Consider the following 23,214-nt stretch of genomic DNA (forward strand, 5'->3'; position numbering starts at 1 on the left):
CTCCACTACCCGGCGAAAGGCCGGCGGCCCCGCAGGGCATGACTGAGCGTACCGCCATCGACACCGCCCAGCTCACCTCCCACGGGAAGACCCTGGGCAGGCCGGGTGATCGTGACTGTTTCCGGATCCACACGGTCCGCGATGTAATGGGCGGTGGCATCGCCCTCAACGGTAGCGTTGGTGGCCATGATGAGTTCCGTCACCCCCCGTTCATGGATCTGGGCCAGCAGCTGATCCACCCCAATATCCTCGGGGCCTATGCCATCAATGGGAGACAGATGCCCCAGCAGTACAAAGTAGTAGCCCCTGTAATCCCCTGATTGCTCAATAGCGGCGAGATCGGCGGGCGATTCCACCACGCACATCAGCGAACTGTCCCGCCTGTCATCGGCACAGACCGGGCACAGGGCGTCCTCGGCAAAGGTCTGGCAGCGCTCACAGCGACCGATGTTGGCCAGGGCGTCGTCAAGCTGGCGTGCCAGGGCGCCAGCCCCAGCACGATCGCGCTCCAGGAGCTGGAAGGCCATGCGCTGGGCGGACTTGCGTCCCACACCGGGCAGGCACTGTAATGCATCAATCAGCGCCTCAAGACGCGGACTCAGACTCATGGGCCCTCCGGCTCAGAACGGCATGTTGAAACCGGGGGGCATGCCCATGCCCTGGGTCATGTTGCCCATCTTCTCCTTCTGGTATTCCTCGACACGGCGTACGGCATCGTTCACCGCCGCCGCCATCAGGTCCTCCAGAACCTCGCGGTCCTCGTCCATCAGGGATGGATCAATGTCCACGTTACGCACATCATGGCGCCCGTTCATGGTCACCTTCACCATGCCGGCACCGGACTCCCCAGTAACCTCAGCCTTGGCAATCTCTTCCTGCGCCTTCTGCAGGTCCTCCTGCATCTGCTGCGCCTGCTTCATGATGTCGTTCATGCCACCCTTCATCGTGCCACCTCTCTGCTGTTTGATGCCGCCGCTGGCGAAGCCTGCGGAGGCTTTATACTGTCTTCAATAACCTGGCCGCCGAAACGCTCCACAATCTGCTGCACCACGGGATCCCCGTGAATGGCGCTGACGGCATTCGCCTGCGCCTCTTCCATCTGCGCCTGCCGGTGGGTTTCCGGGGTTGCCTGGCCCGGCTCACCCTCACGGAAGACCAGGGTAATGGTACTGCCGACCACAGCCCCAACAGCCTCACGGATCCGTTGCTGGTGACGCTCATGCAGCAGCTGGTAATGCCCGGCGGCCAGCGTCAGAACCCAGGCCCCTTCTTCCTCATGGCAGGCCGCGTTCGCGGCCAGCGTCGCCGGCATGCCCTGAAGGGGGAGCTGATCGAAGTCACGGCACCAGTCGAAACCGGACGCCACACCGGGCTCCGGGGTGACAGCCAACGTCTCGGGCGCCTCCGTGGCTGGTGATGCCTCCCCGGCATTCCGGTCCGCCTCGTCCTCAGGAATGGGCGGCTCTGGTTCAGGCACCGGATCCGGCGCTGGTTCGGGCTCGGGAGCGGGTTCAGGCTGGGGCTGGGGTTCTGGTTCGGGCTCCGGCGGGGATACCGGTTCCCCGGCGGGAGCGCCCGATGCCTCCGCCGCCGGCTCCGAGCGGCCACCCTGCGGTGGGGTCGCAACCGGCTCCGGCCGGAAAGCGAGCATGCGCAGCAGTGCCATCTCAAAGCCCATGCGCGCATCCGGCGTGATCGCCAGATCCCGCCGGGCGGTCAACGCCGTCTGGTAGAACAGCTGGGCATCTTCCGCGCTCAACTGACCTGCCAGGGTCCGGACCTGCTCCCGGTCTCCCTGGCTGTTGTCATTGCTCCCGGGAATCGCCTGCTCCAGGGAGATTCGATGGAACACATCCAGCATGTCCGCCAGTACCGCGCTGTAATCCGGTGCGTACTCCGCGATCCGGTTTACCTCCCTGAGCAGCGTCTGGCCATCTCGCTGGACCAGGGCATCCAGCATACTGAAGATGTCCGCCCGGTCGAGGGTGCCCAGCATCCGGCTGACGCTCTCGGATTCCAGACGTCCGCCACTGAATGCCACCGCCTGGTCGGTCAGGCTCAGGGCATCGCGCATACTGCCATCGGCGGCACGCCCCAGAAGCCAGAGGGCACTGTTCTCATACTCAATACCTTCCTGGGCCAGGATGTGCTCCAGATGGGATACGATCAGTTCCGGCCCCAGGCGCTTGAGATTGAACTGCAGGCAACGCGACAGGATCGTGACCGGCAGCTTCTGGGGGTCAGTAGTGGCGAGCAGGAACTTAACGTGGTCCGGCGGCTCCTCCAGTGTCTTCAGCAGCGCGTTGAAGCTGTGGCTGGAGAGCATGTGGACCTCGTCAATGAGGTATATGCGGAAGCGACCGCGGGTTGGCGCGTACTGGACGTTGTCCAGCAGCTCACGCATGTCCTCCACGCGGGTCTGGGAGGCGGCGTCGATCTCGATCAGGTCGACGAACCGCCCATCCTGGATTTCACGGCAGCTGTCGCATTCGCCACAGGGATTGGAGCTGACGCCCTGCTCGCAGCTCAGGCACCGCGCCAGAATCCGGCCGATCGTGGTCTTGCCCACGCCCCGGGTACCGGTGAACAGAAACGCCTGATGCAGCCGATCCTGATCCAGCCCGTGCACGAGCGCCCTGAGCACGTGCTCCTGACCAACAAGATCCTGAAACCGGGAAGGGCGCCATTTGCGCGCAAGTACCTGATACGTCATGCCGGACCATCCATTATCTGATGGGATACCTTATCACGGCCTTATCTTGGGCTGGCAAGCAGAGGGCTGGCCGGGGAGCAAAGCTCGGGAAAGGAAAAACTGGGGGTGGCCTGCCAGCGACACTCCGGCACACGAATCCACCGCTACGGCTGCTCCCTTCCGGGCCTGACCGGGTTCACGGTTTATCGTTGCGAAGGCACCAGCAGGACCACCATCGCGCTCAGTCCGGCGGCTGATCCCGCCTGCGCTGAGACCGCGGAGTCTATCACCGCCGTAACCCGCGCTTCAAGCGGTAACCATCGTCAAACAGAGGTGCAGCCTCTATACTCCCCATGTCTAACGGACATTACCACAGCATAGAGGACCCCCATGCCAGCTGCGCCACGCATCCTGATTTTACTGGCGGCGCTGATAAGCGCCGGCTGTACCCACTTTACTTCCTCCTCCACAGCGGAAAGTGACCTCAGGGTGCTCAAGACGCAGCTGGCGCAACAGCAGGATCAACTGGCCTCCCAGCAGGTATTGCTCAACGCCCTGCTGAGCGGAAACAGGAACGTGGCGGAACAGCAGCAGCAGGGGTTCGCCAATGTCCAGGACCAGATGGAGCGGCTGCGCAGCGTCACCAACCGTCATCTTGCATCCCGCAGCACCAACAACGATGGCGACACCTGCCCGATCCTGAACACCGGCCCGGCCAACGGGAACGAACAGTGCTCCGGACTCACGACCATCGGTTCGGTGGAGGGCATCCGCCTGCTGCCGCCGGATCATCTTTTTGAGGCGAGGATCGACACCGGTGCCAATACCTCATCCCTGGACGCCAGGGATATCGAGTTCTTTGAGCGCGACGGTGATGACTATGTCCGCTTCACACTGGCGGGCGAGCATTTCGCAGACCGCGGCGCCATGGAACTGGAACGCCCGGTGTCACGGTTCGTGGAGATCATCCAGGCATCCACTGATGAGAATGAAAGGCGCGCAGTGATTGAACTCCAGTACCGCATCGGCTCGATTGAGCGGGTTGCGGAGTTCACCCTGAGCAACCGGGAACGCCTGACCTACCCTGCCCTGATCGGGCGCAACATCCTCAGGGATCTGTTTACGGTGGATGTATCACGACAGTTCATACTCAGTGACCCCGATAAACTGAAAGAGGCCGCCGGCAGCATCGAGGGTGAAGAATGAGGCAACAGCCACTTTTCTTCCTCGCTGTATCGGTGCTGATCATCATTGGTGTGTCAATGATGTGGCTGCGGCATGACCGCCTGGGGATTCCCCTGCTGCCGGCAAACGACACGCCAGTCTGGCTGGTGGAGGCACGCATCGATTTCGTCGCCCTGGGAGACGAGACACTGGCAAGCCTGAGCCTCCCGAATGACCCACCGGGTTACCGTATCATTTCCGAACAGGCCGCCTCTCCGGGTTACGGGTTCTCGCGCATCATTGAATCCACGGGGCGTCGTGGCGAATGGTCCAAGCGGCAAGCGACGGGCCCCCAGACCCTCTATTACAAGGTTCAGTTCGCTCCGGGCAAGAACGGAACGCCCCGCCCCAGCGGCAACACCGAGGCTCCCTCTGACCCCCAACGGATCATCTGGGAGGAGCCCCAGGCCACAGCCGCCGCCGACCTGCTGGAAACAGCCCGGCGGCGCTCCAGTACACCGGCGAGCCTGACCCGGGAACTGATCAAGGCAGTCCAGAGCCCCAACGACCAGAACGCGGCACTGCTGCTGGACCAGCACTCACCCCAGCAGCTGGTTGTCCGCCTTCTCAACCAGTCCGGTGTCCCAGCCCGTCTCGCCATGGGCCTGAAGCTGGAGGATGCCCGCCGCAACCAGAGCCTCCAGCCGCTGGTGGACGTCTACATCGAGGATTCCTGGCACCTCTATGACCTGGAGCGCGGTGGCCAGCAGGGCATCACGCCCAATACCCTGGTCTGGCACCGCACCAGCGGGCCCGTTCTGGATGTCATGGGCGGGCAGAACTCCCAGGTGCGCTTCTCGATGATGCGCCAGAGCATTCCCGCCCTCGACCTCGCCCAGAGCCAGACCTCGGCCGACCAGCCTCTGGGTTATATCAGCCTCTACCAGCTGCCGATTGAGGAACAGGGCATGCTGAAGCTCCTCCTGCTGCTGCCCCTGGGCGCCCTGGTTGTGGCCTTCATGCGGATCGTGATCGGCATCCGCACATCCGGCACCTTCATGCCGGTTCTGATTGCCCTGGCCTTCATCCAGACAACGCTGCTGCCGGGCCTCACCGCCTTCCTGACCATTGTCGGGCTGGGACTGCTCCTGAGAGGGTATCTGTCACGCCTCAACCTCCTGCTGGTGGCCCGGATCGCCGCAATGATCGTACTTGTGGTGCTGCTGACAGGTCTGCTGAGTGTCTTTGGCCATGAAATGGGGATCAACCTTGGGATGACCATCACCTTCTTCCCGATGATCATCATTGCCTGGACCATCGAGCGGATGTCGGTGATCTGGGAGGAACAGGGGGCCCGGGAAGTCGCCATACAGGGCGGTGGCAGCCTGCTGGTGGCCATTGCCGCCTATGGGCTCATGCAGCTGGCGACAGTCCGACACCTTACCTTCAACTTCCCTGAGGTCCACCTGATCATTCTCGCGCTGATCCTGCTCGTCGGGCAGTACACGGGCTACAAGCTGTCCGAGCTTTACCGTTTCCGTTCGATGGTGGAGAAGGACTGATGCTGGTGTCTCCCGCCACACTCCGGAGCCATGGCCTGCTGGGCATGAACCGCCGGAACGTGTCCTATATCTCCAGGTATAACGAGCGCCGCCTCTATCCGCTGGTGGACGACAAGAAGCTCACCAAGGAGCGGGCCATGCTGCACGGGGTGGCTACACCCACCCTGCGCGATGTCATCGATACCCAGCATGGCGTCCGCGATCTGGGTAAGCGCCTCGGGGGACTCGAGCGTTTCGCCATCAAACCCTCCCGTGGGGCCGGCGGCAAAGGCATTATGGTCATCCGGGAGCGCGACGGCGAGCAGTTCCTGAAGGCATCCGGACAGGCCCTCACGCTGGGTAGCCTGCAGCGTCACTGCTCCAACATTCTTGCAGGCCTGCACTCCCTTGCCGGCGCCCCCGACTCGGTCATCATCGAGGACCTTATCGAGGCGGACCCCTACTTCGAGTCCCTGTCCGTCGAGGGCGTCCCGGACATCCGCGTCATTATTTTCCGCGGGATACCGGTAATGGCCATGCTCCGGCTCTCAACCCATGCCAGCGACGGCAAAGCCAACCTGCACCAGGGCGCGATCGGCGTCGGGCTGGACCTGGCCAGTGGCCGCTGCATACACGCGGTACAGCACTCCAGGCGCGTACACAGCCATCCGGACACCGGCGTTGACCTGAACCGTATCGCCATCCCGGACTGGCAGAACCTCCTCACCCTCGCCGCCCGCTGCCATGACCTGACCGGACTCGGGTATCTGGGCGCCGACATCGTGGTCGACCGCAACCGGGGGCCGTTGATGCTGGAGCTCAACGCCCGGCCCGGCCTGGCCATCCAGATTGCCAATGGCAAGGGACTTCTGCCCCGGCTTCAGTGGATTGAGGCCCAGGAGAACATCCCGGACAGCGCTGAGGCACGGGCGGGGATGGCCATGGCGGAGTTCGGGGAGAAGATCCCGACATAAAAAAACCCGGCACATGGCCGGGTTCTGTATTGGCGGAGAGGGAGGGATTCGAACCCTCGGTACGCAGTACGTACACGCGCTTTCCAGGCGCGCTCCTTCGACCACTCGGACACCTCTCCTTTGATCGGTTCGCGTGGGGGGCTGTAAGGCCCGCCGCGTTTGATGGGCGCAGACTGTACGCAAAACGTGGCCCGAACGCAACACTCACTTGGCGCGGTAAATGATTCCCGGCCGGCACTGGACCATTTCGTAGTACTGGTTGAGCCCGTTGAGCGACTCGGAGGCACCCAGGATCAGGTAGCCACCGCGGTTCAGTATGCCGTGGGTGCGTACCAGGATGTCGTGCTTGAGATCACTGGAGAAATAGATCAGCACATTCCGGCAGAAGACAATGTCGAACCTGCCGGAACCGAACCGCTCCAGCAGGTTGTGTTCGCGGAAGGTCACCATGTCACGGATTTCTTTGCGGACCTGCCAGCTCCCGGACGGAAGCTGGGTGAAGTAATGCTTCTGACGATCCGCCGACAGACCTCTTCCGAGGGCCAGCAGTTCATAGATACCGTCCTTTGCCGCGTCCACCACGGGCTTGGACACGTCCGTGGCGATGATCTCCACGGGGCGGCGCAGGCGGCCGGGGTTACGGCGCCGGTACTCGTCAATCACCATCGCAATGGAGTACGGCTCCTGCCCGGTCGAGCAGGCAGCTGACCAGATCCGCAGGGGCTGGCTGGAGCTCTCCGCAGCCATCTCCCCCAGAAGCCGCTCCTCGAGAATGCGGAACGGGTGGGTATCCCGGAACCAGAGCGTCTCGTTGGTGGTCATGGCGTCAATCACGGTCTCGCGCAGTTCGCTGCGCGGCTGCTTACGCAGGCGCTGAACCAGCTCGCCAAGACTGTTGAACCGGTTCTCCGTCATGATCCGCCGCAGACGGCTTTTCACCAGATACTGCTTGTTGTCCCCCAACAGAATGCCGGAGGCATCCTGCAGGAACTCCTTGAAGGCGCGATAGTCCTCCTGGCTGATCTCGGAACTCATCGGTGTCGGCGTCTCCGTCAGGACGGCATGTGCTGTTGCTTGTCCATGACTGCCATAACCCGCTCCGCAAGCTCGTTGGGATTGAACTTGGCCATGAATTCATCAGCACCGACCTTCTGGACCATGGCCTGATTGAACACACCGCTGAGCGACGAATGCAGCATGATATACAGGGGAGCCAGAGCTGGATTGTCCTTGCAGTGTGTCACCAGCGTATAACCGTCCATTTCCGGCATCTCCACATCGGAAATCATCAGTGCCAGATGATCGTGGATTGGGCTGCCATCCGCAACCAGTGACTCCAGGTATTCCAGCGCTTCGCGGCCATCATTGCAGATGACGACCTCAAGCCCGACCGCTTCCATGCAGCGCCTGATCTGCCCTCTCGCCACGGAGGAATCGTCCGCGACCAGCACACGCATTGCCGCATCACCGCTGGTATCCAGCGTCGACTGGAAGGATTCACTCACGCTGTCATCAATGGGCGACACCTCCGCCAGGATCTTCTCCACGTCCAGGATCTCCACGAGCTTTCCCTCAAGCTCGGTGACCGCCGTGAGGTACTCCGCCCGGGCCCGTTTGGGTGGCGGGTGCACATCTTCCCAGTTGAGGTTAACGATCCGTTCCACCCGGCGCACAAGAAACCCCTGGGTCTTGCGGTTGTATTCCGACACGATCACCAGCGACTCTGACAGTTCCTCATCCGGAATCGGCTGTCTGCCGATGGCCATACCGGTATCAATGATCGGCACCGTCTCACCCCGCACGTAGGAAACCCCCCGGACCACAGGGTGGCTGTGCGGGATTGCCGTCAATGCCGGGCAGGGAAGCACTTCCCGGACCTTGAACACATTGATGCCGTAGAACTGCTCCCCCTTGAGCTGGAACAGCAGCAGTTCGAGCCGGTTCTGCCCCACCATCTGGGTACGTTGATTCACGTTGTCGAGTAGTCCCGCCATAGTCCTGCCCGTCATAATGAGCCGGCATGGTTGTTGCATTTCATAACGGAAGAATGCGAACAACGTCCGGCTTGTGCCGGATTTTCGCCGGTATGGGTTGTGCCACCCCCGACACGGGTCGAACGTGGCACCGATTACCCGCAAGGATAGGACATTTTGACCGCCATGCGCATCGCCAACGCCAATCCAATGCCGGTTTTCCGCTATCTCCTCCTGGCTGCCATGCTGCTTCCGGGGGTGGCAACGGCTTCGGAACCGGAGCAGACCACCGCTGAACGCATCACGGACGCGGCGGACGGTTTCCTGGAATCCTTTGCAAAGGAACAGGCTGCAAAGGGGCGCGAGGTTGAATACGACATTGGCAGCGTGGACAACCGACTCTCGCTCAACCGCTGCCCGCAGGCGCTGGGGGTCGAATTCGCGGGTGACCCGGAACGCTCCACGCGCACCACGCTGCTGGTCAGCTGTCAGGGGGATCAACCCTGGCGGATCTTTCTCAGTGCGACAGTGCGTATCCAGGTGGACGGCTGGGTCGCGGACCGGCCCATTGGCCGTGGCGAACGGCTCAGCCCGGACATGTTGCGCTCAAGCCCGGTGGTCCTCAACGAACAGCGCCGCAACGGGTTCCGGGATCCCGAGCACATGCTCGGCATGCAGGCCACACGCACCATCCGCGCAGGCACCCCGATCACGCCGCACATGGTCGAGAAACCACTGGCAGTGGAGCGCGGCGACCGCGTAGTCATCTCTGCAGGAAGCGATGCATTCTCCATCACAACCCGAGGCAAGGCCGAGCGCAGTGGTCGCGTGGGCGAACAGATTCCAGTGATCAACGAAAACTCGGGGCGCCGGGTCCGCGGCCGGATCACCGAGCCCGGGCGGGTCGCGATCAACTGAACGGAAGCGGCAGGATCATGCCGAAAAGCGGCAGTTCCATGCCTGGTGATGAAAAAAATGCCGCGCAAGGCTAAAGTCTGCGGCCACGCTGCCGTTACAATTCACAGAGAATCCGGATCCGAACGGGGTGAAAGCCATGGCAATCGATTTCAATGGGGCCAACAACAACGCCCTCAACACCCAGAAACAGACCCTGCGGCAGCGTGACGACGCCCAGGGGCAGAAAACGCCACAGCAGCCCGCGGAAGGCGGCTCTCAGGCGCGCGAGAGCACCCGCGTGGACCTGAGCCCGGACGCACGCAACATCAAGGCTGCAGAGCAGACGCTCCAGCAGCAGCCGGAAGTGGACGACGCCAAGGTGTCCCGCATCCGTGAAGCGCTTGAGGACGGTTCCTACTCAGTCGATGCCGAAAAACTGGCCCAGAAAATGCTTGATGTGGATGACAGCATTTTCGGGTAAAACGCCATGACTGACCGCAAGACAACGTTCGAAACGCTGGATCAACTGCTGAGAAAGGACGAGGCCAACCTCACCCGGCTGGCCGAAGTACTGGAGCAGGAACACCGGTCCCTGGCCGGCAACGATATGCAGCAGCTGGAACAGGCGACCAGTGAAAAAAACGAACTGCTTGATGCACTCAGGGAACGGGCGAAACAGAAAATCCGCCTGCTTGCCCAGCTCGGATACAGGCCGGACAGTGGTCAGGCCGTCAGCGATTACCTCCGTGACCAGGCAGGCGCTGATTCACTCCTGATGCAGCGCTGGGAAGCTGCCCAGAAGCAGCTCAGCGAATGCCAGCACCGCAATGCCGTCAATGGCCGAATCCTCGGTCACCTTCAGCGCCGCATATCCCGCATCTCGGATATCATCCGCGGAGTGGACCAACAGCAGGCGCTTTACGGAAGCACCGGCGAATCCCAGAGCCTTACCCACAGCCAGGTATTCGCCAGCGCCTGATGCCGCAACCGGCTCAGCGGGACCTGATGGTCAGGCTGGAGGCACTGGAGAAGCGGATGTTCCTCATGGTGATGTTCCCCATGGAATGGGAAGCGGGCGCACCCTCCACCCGGATGCCTTCCATACGGATCTCATGGATATGAGTCGGCATGGCCAGACTCACACCACCCTGTTCGCCAACGGCAAATCCGGGACCATCCGGCCCGAACTCCACGCCTGTCACCGTCACGTCCGCATCCAGAAAATTCATGGCAGGCAGGAAAGTGCGGGCGGTAAACTCAAGGGCATCCAGAGCCTGGTCTTCGGCTTCTGCATCGGAGGCCGGAATGGCGGACAGCTGAACCGCACCCGCGGGGAAGGTATCCCTCCCCTGGGCCACAACGCCCCCCATTTCACTCTCACTCAGAGGCTGCATGCTGGCGCTGTCGATGCGCACCTGCTGGCTGCTGGTCTGGGGCCCCTTGGCAGGCAGCGCCGGAGTAGGCGATGCCAGTGCAGCCACCGGCTGAAGTGGCGTAATCACCATGGCGGTCAATGCTGCCGCATAACGGTACCGGTTCTGGTGACGCAGCGTGCGCTGCAGCTCCCGCTCGGAAAGCCAGCCCGCCCGCAGGAGAATCGCACCCAGCTTGTCGCCGGATTCGCGCTGTTCCTCCAGCGCCACCTGGAGCTGATAGTCGGTGATGTAGCCCCGATTGACCAGGATCCGACCGAGACGGCTTTTCTCAAGCTGCTGGGAGCTGGGCGTTGCCATGGATGCCACCCTCTTGTTGTGCAATCCGAAAATCCGGGATCATAGTGGCGCGGCCTGTGATCCGTGTACAGAAATTAAACTTTATGAAAGGTAACGGAACGTCAAATGGCCTCTCATGATGCATCGGATCCACGACCGGGCGTGATCATCGCCGGCGGCGGGGTAGCCGGAAGCCTTGCGGCACGCCGGCTAGCGGAGAGCGGATCACCGGTGACCGTACTGGATCCCGCCCCTCCTTTCCCGCCCGACCCGGAACGCCGGGGCGCGCTCTACATGAAGCCGGCAGTGGACTACAACCCGGAAACCCGGTTTGCCCATCAGGCCTTTCTGGTCGCCTCGAAATTCTACACCCACCTCCAGACACAGCATCCGGAGATCGATTTCTGGTCGCCAACCGGGACACTGAGCCTGGCCTGGAACCAAAGGGAGCAGCAACGGCAACAGAAACTCCTGGCCCGCAACCAGTGGGATCCGGACTTCCTGGAACCGGTCGACAGTGACCGGGCCTCGCTGCTGAGCGGGCTTGAGCTCGAGGTACCCGGGCTCTGGTTCCCTGGCGGAGGGCATATACGCGTGGATGCGCTCCGCCAGGCCGCACTCGGCCATCCGATGATACGCACGATCACCGCAACCGCGGACGGGAACCGGATTCAGGCCAGCGCGGATTCCTGGCAGGTAGCCCTTCCGGAAGGAGAGACCCTTCAGGCGTCGACCCTGATTGTCGCCACGGGCGCCCAAACCACCGAGTGGGTACCGGATCTGCCTCTGGGCCGTATCAGAGGGCAGCTCACCACCCTGCCCACCCTCTTATCCACTCCCCGTGTAGCCTTGGCCGGGGCAGGCTATGCGCTGCCTCCATTCGGTGGCCGGCTGTGTGTGGGTGCCACCTTCGACCGGGATTCCGGCCTGGAAACACCGGATCCCCTCAGCGATCAGGCCAACCTTGAGAACCTGGGCCACTGGCTTCCGACACTTGCAAACCAGCTGGAAGGGAACCGGGGCTCCGGACACTGGGTTGGCTTCCGGAGCACCACCCCGGACCATATGCCTGTGGCAGGTCAGCTCAATGGCCGGTTTGTACTTGCCGGCCTGGGCGGCAAGGGCCTGATGTACGCCCCCCTGCTCGCGGCGCATCTCGCGGCCCTTGTTTCAGGCACCCCATCCTCCCTTCCAGCGGACACGGCACAACGTGTGAGCCCTCAACGATTCGCCAGGAGTTAGCGCTGGTTCCTTGAATTTTCCGTGAACCGACCGATAACCTTTGGAAACGGATCAATGGGGGCGACTCAATGGCCATTCACATCGCAGAACCCGGCCGCCCGGTCGGCACCCGCCTGCCCGAGGCGCTGCGGGCGAGGCGTGTCCAGGGCACAGACGAAACCGATGCCATCCGCCGGACGGCATCGAATACGGAGCAGCCCGAGGAACCGGCCCGATTCCAGGGTAAACCCGAGGTCCGTCGCGCCCTGCAGGAGTACCAGGAGGAGTCCAGCGGTGAAGGGGATGCGGAGTCTCCCTACCTCCCTTCAAGCCGGCTTGCATCCCAGGCGCTCCACACCATCAGTGCCAAAGCACCTCTGCGAATGGCTCTGGATGCCATGGCCCAGCATCTGGTCCATCACCTGGTGGTGACCACGGATGCCGGGGAAGTGGCGGGCCTGATCGATGAAACATGGGTGCTGCGACAGGTCCGGCAAGGCATGGACGATAATGCGCCCCTGTCCGGTTGCGAGCTTCCCTCCTTCATAACCGTCACCCCGGAAACGGACGCCCATCACCTGGCCCAGCAGATGCTCAGCCATGAACTCAGTGCCGCACTGGTCATCAATCACCACAACCAGCCAGCGGGCATCATCACCGGCACGGATTTCCTGCGCCTGTACGCAGACGGGCACCACCTGCATACAACCATCTGATCAGGGTGTGGGTGACTGCGTGAGCGCGTTCCCGCTTTGATCGTAAAGACGAATCCACTGGCCGGAGTCAGAACCTCCATCAGCCACAAGATAGAGCTTGCGGTCACGGTAGCTATCCATATCCACTATCGACTCCGCACCATCAACAATGGCGCTCCAGCGCTGCTCAATGGATGGCTCATCCCCGGACTCGGACCCTGTGTAGCGAAGCTCCATCAGATAGACCCTGCCATCATCGGTCTGCCCGGCGATGAAGGCGTTATCGCCGGAAACGGCAAGAGCCTGGATATTACTGACCTGTCCATCCTGATCTTCCAGATCGCCGGGATGAATGGCCCCCTGTAGGGCACCGTTGCTGTTCACGGTAATCAGAAAGGGCCCGGCGGAACCCTCTGCATCCTCCTCAAAGCCACCGGATCCATCCACTTCATAGGGGCCGCCGTCATCACCGGCGAGCCAGAAGCGGTTTCCGTCCGCATCAGAAAGCTTGGCATTATCCTCTTCGTCCGTGCCGAATTGGCCCCGTTCACTCACATTGCCAGTATCCGCATTGCGGGAGAACAGATAGAAATCCTCACCACCGATAAAGGAACCGGGATCAACCGCCCCTCTGTCGCTGCCCAGGGCCACGATGCCGGCTGTGGCGGTGGAAAAGACCCCGTTGAGCGCCGGACCAGTGGCGTCCAATCTTTCCATCCAAGCTTGGTCAGCAGCAGCCACGCAGGTGTCACTGTCCTCACCGGTATCAATGCGCGTCACGCGCACAGAACCTTCACCAAGAGCGCCTGAGTAGAGGGACCCGTCCAAATTTACATCCAATGCTTTCTGATCCCACACCCCGTCTGCAGCAATTGTACTCTGCCAAAGGCACTCGTCACCGCGGTCAGAGCGAACTGTCTGATCATTACCACTAACTTCCTCTGTGGAGATGTTAGAGCTGAAAAGCTTCACCAATCCCTGGTTGGAGGCCGCTGGATAAGCCACGCCAAGGTAACGGGTAACCTGAGGGGAACCTGTTGTGCCAGTATTCTCGCCCGCAAAGGCCAGCTGGATTGCGTCCGACGTCTGGGGCCAGTCACCACTGTCCACACCACTGTTTTCCCCAAGGGCCACCACATCACTCTGCGCACCCGCGCTCACATCGGGATTCCCAAGCCGGTTGATGCTCTGAAGACGGATCGCGCTGGAGCTGTCAACGCCCGCGACATAGACCTCCCCCAAGGCTCCGGCAACCAAGCTATCAACAGGGAACCCAAGCTGACTCTGTGTCACATCATCGGGCCATTCGTTGATATAGGTCTCCACAGTGCTGTCCGTGGTCGCCGCCGCGAATTCGCGGCCGTACTGGAAGCTCTGGTCAAACTGAAGCTCCCGCATGATTTCCTCTTTGAGAGGGGCATCAGAACTGGTCGACGCCTGCACGTAGAAAGTCGTCTCATCACTTCCCGGATCAAACGCAATAACCAGCGAGCCATTGTTGGTGGTCTTACTAGCCGTGACGCAGTCGGTACTCCCCTGCTCAGGGCAGAGATCCACCTGCCAGGAAGGACCATCAGTGACCTCCACTACTTCAACTGCCGCGTAAAGTGCTTCCCCGGTATCATTGGGGCGATTCAGCGTAGCCGTTACCTTCCGGCCCCCGTTTTCACTGACGGTGATACTCTCCGCCTCAAAATCCACCGTTGGCGTCTCATCCTCGACCGGAATGCTCCGGGTACGCACTGCGCCGTCCTGATCCAGGGCGGCAATGCCTTCTGTGACCTCCTGAAGCTCAACCTCAAAGGATTCAGTGTTCTCGGCAAAATTATCATCATGCACCCAGACCGGGATGAAGCAGGTGGTCTGCCCGGCCTCAAAATGCAGAAGGCCACTGGCGCTCGACTCGCCCTCATTCAGGTACTCAATATATTTGGGTGGCTCTGGGAAGTGCCCGGGATGGGAATAGATCGGATCATTTCCATTGAGCAGAAGATCCTCACCAAATATGACGCGCCCCTGGTTACCGTCCCGATACTCGCAGGGCAGCTCTCCGGATTCGTCGCAGTCCGCCTGCCCATCTGAAATCCGGAAACGTACCGAAACTGGCTCCACCGATGGCTGCCCAAGGTCCACACGAATCAGCGAGCGATAAGTCTGATAGTCTCCGGAAGCCTTGCCATAGGGGCCAGAATCTCCTGAAACAAGATTGTCGTGCTCCACCATCACACCCGGACTCACACTCATGTCCGGAATCTCACAGACCTCATCCGAATCCTTACTCACCTCAGGCTCATAGGGCTCCCCTTCGGTCACCGTACCGGAAACCACTTCGAGCGGATTGTGCCGGACCTCGACGCTGAACTCGCTGTCCCCGATCAGGTTGCCGTCATTGGTGGCGATACGGATGCTGTCGTACTGCCCCAGGTCGTCCTCGCCTTCACGCCCACCAGTAATACCGGGAACGCCTCTCAGGACGATGCCCTTGCGGGCCTTGTTGGTGGTCGCTTCCAGAGCCAGCCAGGAGGGGTTGTTGACCAACGAATAGTTGAGGAGATTGTCGCCGCCCACGGCGCCGAAGTTGTAATTGTAGTCCACGCCCAGGTAGGCCACCTGGGGCGGAAAGCCGAGAATCCGCGGATCCTCCGGGGAATTACTGGTATCCCCACACCCCATCAGAAGCAGTGGCAGGGCCAGAAGCAGCGCCTGAAGGGAACGGCGCACTGGAACAGCGTTCGTGCTCAAACTCACGGATGACATTCTCCCGGGTCGGGGGCCGTCGGGTCTCGAAACGTCGTCCATGGTAGGGGATCCGCCATAAGGCGGATCCGTACTGGTTCTCAGATTCAGGGGGCGGCTGACGATTCTGTGACACAGTCACGCTTCGCCGAGCCACTCCAGGAAGGTTGCTTCATCAAGGATGGTCACGCCCTGCTGGCGGGCCTTGCTGAGCTTGGAGCCACCGCCCTCGCCCGCCACCAGGTAGTCGGTGTTGCTGGAGACGCTGCCGGCCACCTTCGCGCCCCGGGCCTCCAGCGCGACACGCGCCTGGTCCCGGGAGTACCGTTCCAGTGTTCCGGTCACCACCACAGTTGTGCCGGAAAAGGGCGATTCCGAATCGTCCACCCGTGCCGGTGCCCGATAGCTCACGCCCGCCTCACGCAGCCGCTGGATGATTTCGCGGTTATGGGGCTCGGCAAAGAAGCTGCGGATATGGCCGGCCACCACCGGCCCCACATCCTCGATCTCCTGGAGCTGTTCCTCATCGGCTTCCATGAGGGCGTCCAGCTCACCGAAATACCGGGCCAGCCCCCGTGCGGTGGCCTCACCCACCTCCCGGATACCCAGGGCATAGATCAGCCGGTCCAGATCAGGCTCGCGACTGTCGGCAATGGCATTCACCAGATTGGAGGCGGATTTTTCACCCATGCGCTCGAGCCGGGTCAGATCCTGGGTCTTCAGGTGATAGAGATCCGCCACGGTTTCAACCATGCCTTCGTCCACCAGCACGTTGACCCACTGCTCCCCCAGCCCCTCGATGTCCAGGGCGCGGCGGGAGGCGTAGTGCCGGATGGCCTCCTTGCGCTGGGCCGGACAGAACAGACCGCCCGTGCAGCGCGCCACAGCTTCATCCTCTGGCTGCTCAATGGCGGAACCGCATTCCGGGCAGGCCTCCGGCAGTTCAATCACATGGGTGTCATCAGGCCGTTTCTCGGTAAGAACACGCACTACCTGGGGAATCACATCGCCGGCCCGGCGGATCATCACCCAGTCACCCTCTCGCAGCCCAAGGCGCTCAATCTCATCCATGTTGTGGAGGGTGGTGTTGCTGACGGTCACGCCTCCCACAAACACCGGATCCAGTCGCGCCACCGGCGTTATGGCACCGGTGCGCCCCACCTGGAAGGCAACTTCGCGCACCCGGGTCATGACCTCGTGTGCAGGGAACTTGGTGGCGATGGCCCAGCGTGGCGCCCGGGAGACAAAGCCAAGCCGGTCCTGCAGCGCCAGATCATTGACCTTGTAGACGATGCCGTCGATCTCGTAGTTCAGTGATTCGCGCTTCTCGAGCATCTCCCGGTAATAGGTGATGCAGTTCTCGATCCCAGTGACCAGACGGATCCCAGGATCGATCCGAAACCCCCAGTCCCGCAGCTTGAGCAGCTGATCGTAATGACTGGCAGGAAGACCGGCCTCCTCAGGTACGTCCACGCTGTAGCCGCTGAACGACAGGGGTCGCCGTGCCGGCACCCGTGGATCCTTGTTGCGAAGACTGCCTGCAGCCGCATTGCGCGGGTTAACAAAGGTCTTCTCCCCGGCCTCCGCCAGCTGCTGGTTCAGGCGTTCGAACCCATCAAGGGGCATGTAGGCCTCGCCCCGCACCTCAAAGGCATCCGGGTAGTCATCGCCATAGAGTTGCAGGGGGATGGCCCGGATGGTGCGGACATTGGCGGTGATGTCCTCCCCGGTGTAGCCATCGCCCCGGGTGGCGGCACGGTGAAGCACACCATTGCGATACAGAAGGCTGATTGCCAGGCCATCGAGCTTGGGCTCGCAGGCGTAGTCGACTGGCTCATCCCGGCCCAGCCGTTCCCGGACCCTGCGGTCAAAATCCCTGAGCTCGTCCTCGTCAAAGGCATTGTCCAGGGACAGCATGGGCGTTTCATGGGGGGCTTCCGCGAACAGGGACTCCGGGGCCACGCCCACCCGCTGTGTCGGGGACTCGGGGGTTACCAGCTCGGGATGCTGCGTTTCCAGCTCCTGCAGTTGCCGCAGGAGCCGGTCATAGTGCTCATCCGAGACCTCGGGGTCGTCGAGCGCGTAATAGCGGTAGTTATGATGATCGATTTCCCGACGCAGGGCGTCGATACGCTGTTCAGGGCTGTCTTCCCGGGTCACGGGCGGCAATCCTCTCAGGCTCTGGCCGGGGAACGGCGCTTGCGTTCGAACTCGCGAATGCGCTGGCGGCAGTGTTCAATCGTCTGGCTGGTCATGACACTGCGGTGCTCATCACGCAGCTCACCACCCAGGTTACGCACGACTGTGTTGGCGGTCTCCAGCATGAAATCAAACGCCTGTACCGGCTGGCTGGGGCCGGGCAGGCTCATGAAGAAGCTGAGCCCGGGGGTTTCGAGGGTCTCGATCTCCTCCGGTGTCAGGGTGCCGGGCGATACCGCGCTGGCCACGCTGAACTGGACCGGTGTGCGGGTATCCGATTCCTCGTGCCGATGATAGATGCCGAGATCCCCGTACTCCATGCCGCAGGCTTCCAGGATACGCTTGATCGTCGCGCCACTGTATTGCCCGTCATCGCGGCAGTGGGCATGGACCACGATCACCTCTTCGGCTTCCGGCCGATTGGCTCCGGCAACAGGCGGTTCCCCGGAGGTTTCGCCGGGCCCCGGCGCTTCCTGCTGCGAGGTCGCGTGGCCGGAATCCGTTTCCCCGCTTTCCGTCTCCTCCGGGGCCACCCCATCACGGATGCGGCTCCAGATCTCCCGGGCCCCGGCACTGATGCGGCTGGCGGCTTCACCGGCAACATCGGTCGCCTCCGCCGCGCGTTCACGGATGGCGGATTCACCCCGGACCCGGGCCGGGCCTACAATGCCGTCGTCATCCACGGCGGCCAGGGGCTCATCTTCCCGCTCCGGGCCCGAGGGCTGCTCCGGCTCCTGGTGCGCTGCGGGTTCGGACTCCCATGCGGGCTCCGGTTCGGGCTCAGGCTCGGGGGCCGGTTCCGGCTCCGGCGTGGTGTCCGGCTCCGGTGCCGGGTCGGGCTCTGCGGCTTTCGGCTCAGCGCTTCTGACGGGCCTTGCGCCCCCGGTGGGGAGTTCCGGGTTGTACCCATCGTCAATCGGGGTCTGCCCGATACCGTCTCCGCCCATGCCGCGCTGGATTTCCAGCGAGTCCTGGCGGGCACGGCGCATGCGCCGCAGTCCGTCAACGACCACGCCGATGATCAGCAGCGCCCCAATGATGATCAGCCATTCTCTGAGACTCATGATCCTCTATCTGTCCTCAAGGGTTGTGCCCCCGGCGCATCCCGGTGCGCCCGTTTTGACTGCCACTTTAGGCAATGACCCCGGTCAAGACAATGCCGGGGCATTGCGGCTTGTTCATCAGCTGTCAGCCAGGACCGCCGCTTCCTCAACATCCACGGAGACCAGCCGGGAAACCCCGGGTTCATGCATGGTCACACCCATGAGCTGATTGGAGAGCTCCATGGAGATCTTGTTGTGGGTGATGTAGATGAACTGAACGTGCTCGCTCATCTCCTTCACCATCTTCGCGTAGCGGCCGACGTTGGCATCGTCCAACGGCGCATCCACCTCGTCGAGCATGCAGAAGGGAGCCGGGTTGAGCTGGAAGATGGAGAACACCAACGCGATCGCGGTCAGTGCCTTCTCGCCGCCGGAAAGCAGATGGATGGTGGTGTTCTTCTTGCCCGGGGGCCGCGCCATGATCGCCACACCGGTTTCCAGAAGATCATCCCCGGTCATCTCCAGGTGCGCGCTGCCGCCACCGAAGACCCGCGGGAACAGGTTCTGCAGCCCCTGGTTGATGGCGTCAAAGGTCTCACGGAAGCGGGCGCGGGTCTCGCGGTCGATCCGTCGGATGGCGGACTCCAGTGATTCCAGAGCCTCCTGCAGATCCTGATCCTGCTCATCCAGGTAGGTCTTGCGCTCGCTCGCCACCCGGTATTCGTCGATCGCGGCCAGGTTGATGGCGCCCAGGCGCTGGATGCGGTTGCCGATGCGGGTGAGCTCCTGCTGCCATGCCTCGGCGGTGGCGTCCTCGGGAAGCCCTTCCTGCACGGTCTCCCGGCTGACCTCCAGTTCCTCAAGCTGCTCCAGGTACTGGCGGGCCTGCAGTTCAATAGCCTGAGTATCCATGCGCAGCTTCTCGAGCTTCTCCCGCGCCTGCTGGACATCCTGCTCCACCTGGCCGCGGCGCTGCTCCCGGTCCCGGACCTGCTCATCGATGGCATCCAGAGCCTCACGCGCCTCGTTGAGCTTCTCTTCCTCCTGCACGCGACGCTCCAGCAGCCCTTCCAGTTCCATCTCCAGGTCCTGGATCGGGGCCTCGGCGTTCTCCCGGGTCTCGCGCTGAACCTCAATACGTTCGTCCAGCCGCCCCTGCTGGCTCTTCATCCGTTCCAGGGTCTGCTCCAGGGCTTCCTTACGGTTTTTCAGGTCCTGCACCTGCAGCTGGAGCTGGTGATGGTGATCCCGGGCATGACGGGCCTGCTGGCGCTCGTCATCAAGCTTCGCGCGCAGGTCATCACGTTCGCTGAGAAGCGACTCCTTCCAGTCCGCATTCTCGTTCATGCGGTCCATGGCTTCCTGCCAGCTGGCGCGAGCCTCTTCCAGCCGCTCGTTCTCATCCGCTTCCTGGGCATCCAGATCCGCCAGATCCTCGCTGATCCGCCGTGCCCGCTCACGCACCTGCTCCATGCGGGCGCGGAAGGCCTCGAGCCGGGATTCCGTGGCGGACAGGGATTCGCGCGCATCGCTCAGCGCCGCACGGGCCTCCTCCAGCGCCGCCTCGGTCTCATCACGCGAGGCCCGCAACTGCTGCAGCTGTTCTTCCCCCTCGGTCACCGCTTCCTGCAGTGAGGCGGATTCCTCTTCGAGCGCCTCAACCCGCTTCTGGCGCTCGATGATACCGGTGTCATCGTCACCGTCATCCGGGAGGCGCAGCCATTCAGGGCCCATCCAGATCCCGCCCGGGGTGACCAGGGATTCGCCATCCGCCAGGGCGCCGCGACGGGCAAGCGCATCATTGAGATCGTTTGCGCACCAGACGCGATCCAGCCAACCGGCAACACTCCCGCCAAGGCCGACCTCCGCCAACAGCGTCCCCGGCCCTGCATCCGCACCTGTGCTGGAAGTGTGCACAATGGTCAGTCCCGATGGGGCCTGCGTGAGCACAGCGTCATCGTAATCATCCGGGTTCAGAACCAGCGCCTGCGCCAGTGGACCAAGTACGGCTTCCACCGCTTTTTCCCAGCCCTCGCTCACTTCCAGTGTCTGGGCCAGCCGCCGGGCCTGGTCCCAGCCCTGCTGGCTGATCCACTCCCTGCGCCGTTCATCACTGTCGCCCAGCTGCCCTTCCAGAAGCGCCTGCTCGGAGGCCAGACGCCCGTTCAGTGTCTGCAGGCGGCCGCGCTTCTCGTTGAGCTCCGGCTCCAGCTGCTCAATCGCCTCGCGATCCCGCTCCAGCTGCTCGGTATGGGTTTCCACCCGCTCCCGGGCCTCTTCAACCCGCGCCTGTTGTTCCTCACGTTCGTTCTCGAGCGTGGCTTCCTCGCCAGAGCGGTCGTCGTGATCCAGGGCTGCGCGCTCTTCCTCCAGCCGCTGGCGGCGCTCACGGAGTTTCAGCAGCGCGTCCTCGCTGGCCTTGATCCGGGACTGGCCCACTTCCGCCTGCTGGCGGTCATCCGCCGAACGCTGGCTGAAGTCCTCCCAGCGCTGCTGCCAGTCCTGCATCCGGCTCTCCGCCTCGGCCAGCCGTTCACCGTACTCTTCGGCCTTAGCCTCGGCGGTTTCCAGTTCCGGCTCAACGTTCAACAGTTCCGTGGCCACCGAATCCAGCCGCTCCTGGTCCTGCTCCAGTTCCCGGGCTACTTCCTTGCGGCTGGCCAGGGCCTGTTCCAGATCATCAGCTGCCTGGCGGGCATTGCGTTTCTGGTTCTCCAGGTTCTGCTCGACACGCGCGATCTCGGCACCGGCCTCGTAGTAACGGCCCTGAGCCTGGTTGAAACGCTCACTGCGGTCACTGTGTTCCTGGCGCAGGGATTCCAGTTCGGATTCCAGCGAGGTGCGTTCCGTAACCACCTTTTCCTGAGCGGTTTCAGCCTCGCTGATCGCCCTGCGATGCTCCTGCAGGGACGAATCCAGATCACGCCAGCGCAGCACCGCCAGCTCGGCCTGCTTCTGGCGCTCCTCCTGCTTCAGGGCCCGGTATTTCTCGGCGGCTTCAGCCTGCTTCTCGAGGTGCTGGAGCTGGCGGTCAAGCTCATCCCGCAGGTCGGTCAGGCGGTCGATATTCTCCTGGGTCCGGCGCATGCGGTTCTCGGTCTCGCGCCGGCGCTCCTTGTAACGCGAGATGCCCGCCGCTTCCTCAATGTAGTGGCGCAGTTCCTCGGGCTTGGCCTCGATCAGGCGCGAGATCATGCCCTGCTCGATGATGGCGTAGCTGCGCGGCCCCAGGCCGGTCCCCAGGAACAGGTCGGTAATGTCCCTGCGCCGGCACTTGGCGCCGTTCATGAAATAGTCGGACTGGCCTTCGCGCGTGACCCGGCGCTTGACGGAGATCTCGTTGAAGCGGCCGTATTCGCCGGGGGCGGTGCCATCGCTGTTGTCGAACACCAGCTCGATGGAGGCCTGGCCCACGGGCTTGCGGCTGGTTGAGCCGTTGAAGATGACGTCACTCATGGCCTCGCCACGGAGGTACTTGGCCGAGCTCTCGCCCATGACCCAGCGGACAGCGTCGATGATATTGGACTTACCGCAGCCGTTCGGCCCCACAACCGCCGTCATGTTCGAGGGGAAGGGAACCGTGGTGGGCTCAACAAAGGATTTGAAGCCGGCGAGCTTGATGGACTTCAGGCGCATGGTCGACCGGCTCAGCTGGCGGGTTCGACGGTGAGCGATTCATCCCGGGCCAGCGCCTGGAGAGCCACTTCACGCTGGTGTTCCCCGAAGGCCCGGATCACCTCGGTCACACCCTGATGGTCATCCGCCTCGACGCGATCCGCGATGCGCTGGAAATAGGTTCTCGAGACCTGCATTTCCCCCGGATCATTCGCCAGCACAAGATAATAGGTGCGACTGATCGCGGGCCGGAAGTTCTCCAGTGTTTCCTCCAGATAGGGATTGGCCACCACAGGGTAGCACCGGCGCATCACTTCCAGTCCACCATCAATCACCTCGCCCACCTCAGACGGATCACCACTGAGACGGCGACAGAGCTGATGGATGGCCTGGAGCAGCGGCTGCTCATCGTTTTCCGTCCGCCGGGCCATGAAACGGTCGGCCAGCATCTCGAGCAGATTCAGGTAGATGTCATAGAGGCTGTTCACCAGTTCCGGTGTCATGCCGGAGACCACAGCCCCTTTGCGCGGGTAGATGCGGATGAGGTGTCGGCGCTCCAGAATCAGAAGCGCCTCGCGCACCGATCCGCGGCTGACGTCCAGCTCCCCGGCCACCTTGAGCTCCTGGATGCGTTCACCTGGTCGCAGAGCACCCGTGATGATCTGGCGCCCGATATGCTGGGCAATCTGTTCGGAGAGACTTTCCGGCGCCTGGAATTGCATAGTGGGCTACCTACCCCTTCCCTGTGTGAG

The 23,214-nt window shown here is 62.5% G+C and carries 19 protein-coding genes, 1 tRNA gene and 1 other RNA gene; 8 read left to right on the plus strand and 13 right to left on the minus strand.

All coding sequences use genetic code 11. The annotated features are described in order from the left end of the window. Positions 1 to 5: 5 nt before the first annotated feature. The 4 genes from recR to ffs form a co-directional block, all read right to left on the minus strand. Positions 6 to 608: a recombination mediator RecR gene (gene recR, locus F3089_RS09005; RefSeq protein WP_151440489.1), complete on the minus strand. Its 603-nt coding sequence runs from the start codon at positions 606 to 608 to the stop codon at positions 6 to 8. A 12-nt stretch (positions 609 to 620) separates the two neighbouring features. Continuing rightward, positions 621 to 944, minus strand: a complete 324-nt coding sequence (locus F3089_RS09010; protein ID WP_151440490.1) for a YbaB/EbfC family nucleoid-associated protein — start codon at positions 942 to 944, stop codon at positions 621 to 623. Continuing rightward, positions 941 to 2,713 (minus strand): DNA polymerase III subunit gamma/tau, encoded by a 1,773-nt coding sequence (gene dnaX / locus F3089_RS09015; RefSeq protein ID WP_151440491.1) that lies wholly within the window; start codon positions 2,711 to 2,713, stop codon positions 941 to 943. Before dnaX ends, F3089_RS09010 begins: the two co-directional genes overlap by 4 nt. Positions 2,714 to 2,821: 108 nt before the next feature. After that, an RNA gene (gene ffs, locus F3089_RS09020) (signal recognition particle sRNA small type) lies at positions 2,822 to 2,918 on the minus strand. A 164-nt stretch (positions 2,919 to 3,082) separates the two neighbouring features. Here ffs and F3089_RS09025 point away from each other — a divergent pair. The 3 genes from F3089_RS09025 to F3089_RS09035 are packed head-to-tail and all read left to right on the plus strand — an operon-like array spanning position 3,083 to position 6,371. Further along, positions 3,083 to 3,898 (plus strand): ATP-dependent zinc protease family protein, encoded by an 816-nt coding sequence (locus F3089_RS09025; RefSeq protein ID WP_151440492.1) that lies wholly within the window; start codon positions 3,083 to 3,085, stop codon positions 3,896 to 3,898. After that, positions 3,895 to 5,418 (plus strand): inactive transglutaminase family protein, encoded by a 1,524-nt coding sequence (locus tag F3089_RS09030; RefSeq protein WP_151440493.1) that lies wholly within the window; start codon positions 3,895 to 3,897, stop codon positions 5,416 to 5,418. The genes F3089_RS09025 and F3089_RS09030 overlap by 4 nt, the downstream gene beginning before the upstream one ends. Further along, positions 5,418 to 6,371 (plus strand): alpha-L-glutamate ligase-like protein, encoded by a 954-nt coding sequence (locus F3089_RS09035; RefSeq protein WP_151440494.1) that lies wholly within the window; start codon positions 5,418 to 5,420, stop codon positions 6,369 to 6,371. Before F3089_RS09030 ends, F3089_RS09035 begins: the two co-directional genes overlap by 1 nt. Before the next feature lie 30 nt (positions 6,372 to 6,401). Here F3089_RS09035 and F3089_RS09040 read toward each other — a convergent pair. The 3 genes from F3089_RS09040 to F3089_RS09050 form a co-directional block, all read right to left on the minus strand. Then, positions 6,402 to 6,490, minus strand: a tRNA-Ser gene (locus F3089_RS09040). A gap of 85 nt (positions 6,491 to 6,575) precedes the next feature. After that, positions 6,576 to 7,406, minus strand: coding sequence for a CheR family methyltransferase (locus F3089_RS09045; protein ID WP_151440495.1), 831 nt, complete (start codon positions 7,404 to 7,406; stop codon positions 6,576 to 6,578). Positions 7,407 to 7,423: 17 nt separating this feature from the next. Next, positions 7,424 to 8,365, minus strand: a complete 942-nt coding sequence (locus F3089_RS09050; RefSeq protein ID WP_151440496.1) for a chemotaxis protein CheV — start codon at positions 8,363 to 8,365, stop codon at positions 7,424 to 7,426. Between the two features lie 165 nt (positions 8,366 to 8,530). On the opposite strand from F3089_RS09050, the gene flgA reads away from it, so the two are divergent. From flgA to F3089_RS09065, 3 genes are all read left to right on the plus strand, one after another. Further along, complete coding sequence (flgA, locus tag F3089_RS09055; RefSeq protein ID WP_225741724.1) at positions 8,531 to 9,262, plus strand: flagellar basal body P-ring formation chaperone FlgA; 732 nt, start codon at positions 8,531 to 8,533, stop codon at positions 9,260 to 9,262. 136 nt (positions 9,263 to 9,398) lie between these two features. Next, entirely contained in the window at positions 9,399 to 9,722 is a 324-nt protein-coding gene (gene flgM, locus F3089_RS09060) for a flagellar biosynthesis anti-sigma factor FlgM (protein WP_151440498.1), read from the plus strand. A gap of 6 nt (positions 9,723 to 9,728) precedes the next feature. Then, complete coding sequence (locus F3089_RS09065) at positions 9,729 to 10,220, plus strand: flagella synthesis protein FlgN (protein ID WP_151440499.1); 492 nt, start codon at positions 9,729 to 9,731, stop codon at positions 10,218 to 10,220. 13 nt (positions 10,221 to 10,233) lie between these two features. Here the strand turns inward: F3089_RS09065 and F3089_RS09070 are convergent, their stop codons facing one another. Further along, a complete protein-coding gene (locus tag F3089_RS09070; protein WP_151440500.1) occupies positions 10,234 to 10,974 on the minus strand; it encodes a cyclic di-GMP-binding domain-containing protein, MshE-related in 741 nt (246 codons plus the stop codon). A gap of 105 nt (positions 10,975 to 11,079) precedes the next feature. Between F3089_RS09070 and mnmC1 the strand changes: the two genes are divergently transcribed. Continuing rightward, on the plus strand, positions 11,080 to 12,195 hold the full coding sequence (mnmC1, locus tag F3089_RS09075) for an FAD-dependent 5-carboxymethylaminomethyl-2-thiouridine(34) oxidoreductase MnmC1 (RefSeq protein WP_151440501.1): 1,116 nt from the start codon (positions 11,080 to 11,082) through the stop codon (positions 12,193 to 12,195). 68 nt (positions 12,196 to 12,263) lie between these two features. Next, the gene (locus tag F3089_RS09080; protein ID WP_151440502.1) at positions 12,264 to 12,890 is read left to right on the plus strand and encodes a CBS domain-containing protein; all 627 of its coding nucleotides are present in this window, start codon (positions 12,264 to 12,266) and stop codon (positions 12,888 to 12,890) included. Here F3089_RS09080 and F3089_RS09085 read toward each other — a convergent pair whose 3' ends face one another. From F3089_RS09085 to F3089_RS09105, 5 genes are all read right to left on the minus strand, one after another. After that, positions 12,891 to 15,617, minus strand: a complete 2,727-nt coding sequence (locus F3089_RS09085; RefSeq protein ID WP_151440503.1) for a hypothetical protein — start codon at positions 15,615 to 15,617, stop codon at positions 12,891 to 12,893. Positions 15,618 to 15,743: 126 nt separating this feature from the next. After that, positions 15,744 to 17,765 (minus strand): NAD-dependent DNA ligase LigA, encoded by a 2,022-nt coding sequence (gene ligA, locus F3089_RS09090; RefSeq protein ID WP_151440504.1) that lies wholly within the window; start codon positions 17,763 to 17,765, stop codon positions 15,744 to 15,746. 14 nt (positions 17,766 to 17,779) lie between these two features. Continuing rightward, positions 17,780 to 18,868, minus strand: a complete 1,089-nt coding sequence (zipA, locus tag F3089_RS09095; RefSeq protein WP_151440505.1) for a cell division protein ZipA — start codon at positions 18,866 to 18,868, stop codon at positions 17,780 to 17,782. Positions 18,869 to 18,985: 117 nt separating this feature from the next. Beyond that, the gene (gene smc, locus F3089_RS09100) at positions 18,986 to 22,483 is read right to left on the minus strand and encodes a chromosome segregation protein SMC (RefSeq protein WP_151440506.1); all 3,498 of its coding nucleotides are present in this window, start codon (positions 22,481 to 22,483) and stop codon (positions 18,986 to 18,988) included. Positions 22,484 to 22,494: 11 nt separating this feature from the next. Next, positions 22,495 to 23,184: a GntR family transcriptional regulator gene (locus F3089_RS09105; RefSeq protein ID WP_151440507.1), complete on the minus strand. Its 690-nt coding sequence runs from the start codon at positions 23,182 to 23,184 to the stop codon at positions 22,495 to 22,497. Between the last annotated feature and the right edge of the window lie 30 nt (positions 23,185 to 23,214).

This window comes from Halospina sp. K52047b (assembly GCF_008709855.1).
Taxonomy (GTDB): Bacteria; Pseudomonadota; Gammaproteobacteria; order Pseudomonadales; family Oleiphilaceae; genus Halospina; species Halospina utahensis_B.

Excerpts from the sequence above, each read along its gene's own strand:
- flgA (WP_225741724.1), top strand. The coding sequence starts at position 8,531 with ATGCGCATCGCCAACGCCAATCCAATGCCGGTTTTCCGCTATCTCCTC.
- F3089_RS09010 (WP_151440490.1), bottom strand. The coding sequence starts at position 944 with ATGAAGGGTGGCATGAACGACATCATGAAGCAGGCGCAGCAGATGCAG.
- F3089_RS09035 (WP_151440494.1), top strand. The coding sequence starts at position 5,418 with ATGCTGGTGTCTCCCGCCACACTCCGGAGCCATGGCCTGCTGGGCATG.
- mnmC1 (WP_151440501.1), top strand. The coding sequence starts at position 11,080 with ATGGCCTCTCATGATGCATCGGATCCACGACCGGGCGTGATCATCGCC.
- flgM (WP_151440498.1), top strand. The coding sequence starts at position 9,399 with ATGGCAATCGATTTCAATGGGGCCAACAACAACGCCCTCAACACCCAG.
- F3089_RS09045 (WP_151440495.1), bottom strand. The coding sequence starts at position 7,406 with ATGAGTTCCGAGATCAGCCAGGAGGACTATCGCGCCTTCAAGGAGTTC.
- F3089_RS09065 (WP_151440499.1), top strand. The coding sequence starts at position 9,729 with ATGACTGACCGCAAGACAACGTTCGAAACGCTGGATCAACTGCTGAGA.
- recR (WP_151440489.1), bottom strand. The coding sequence starts at position 608 with ATGAGTCTGAGTCCGCGTCTTGAGGCGCTGATTGATGCATTACAGTGC.
- F3089_RS09030 (WP_151440493.1), top strand. The coding sequence starts at position 3,895 with ATGAGGCAACAGCCACTTTTCTTCCTCGCTGTATCGGTGCTGATCATC.
- F3089_RS09105 (WP_151440507.1), bottom strand. The coding sequence starts at position 23,184 with ATGCAATTCCAGGCGCCGGAAAGTCTCTCCGAACAGATTGCCCAGCAT.
- F3089_RS09070 (WP_151440500.1), bottom strand. The coding sequence starts at position 10,974 with ATGGCAACGCCCAGCTCCCAGCAGCTTGAGAAAAGCCGTCTCGGTCGG.
- F3089_RS09025 (WP_151440492.1), top strand. The coding sequence starts at position 3,083 with ATGCCAGCTGCGCCACGCATCCTGATTTTACTGGCGGCGCTGATAAGC.
- F3089_RS09050 (WP_151440496.1), bottom strand. The coding sequence starts at position 8,365 with ATGGCGGGACTACTCGACAACGTGAATCAACGTACCCAGATGGTGGGG.
- F3089_RS09080 (WP_151440502.1), top strand. The coding sequence starts at position 12,264 with ATGGCCATTCACATCGCAGAACCCGGCCGCCCGGTCGGCACCCGCCTG.
- smc (WP_151440506.1), bottom strand. The coding sequence starts at position 22,483 with ATGCGCCTGAAGTCCATCAAGCTCGCCGGCTTCAAATCCTTTGTTGAG.
- zipA (WP_151440505.1), bottom strand. The coding sequence starts at position 18,868 with ATGAGTCTCAGAGAATGGCTGATCATCATTGGGGCGCTGCTGATCATC.
- dnaX (WP_151440491.1), bottom strand. The coding sequence starts at position 2,713 with ATGACGTATCAGGTACTTGCGCGCAAATGGCGCCCTTCCCGGTTTCAG.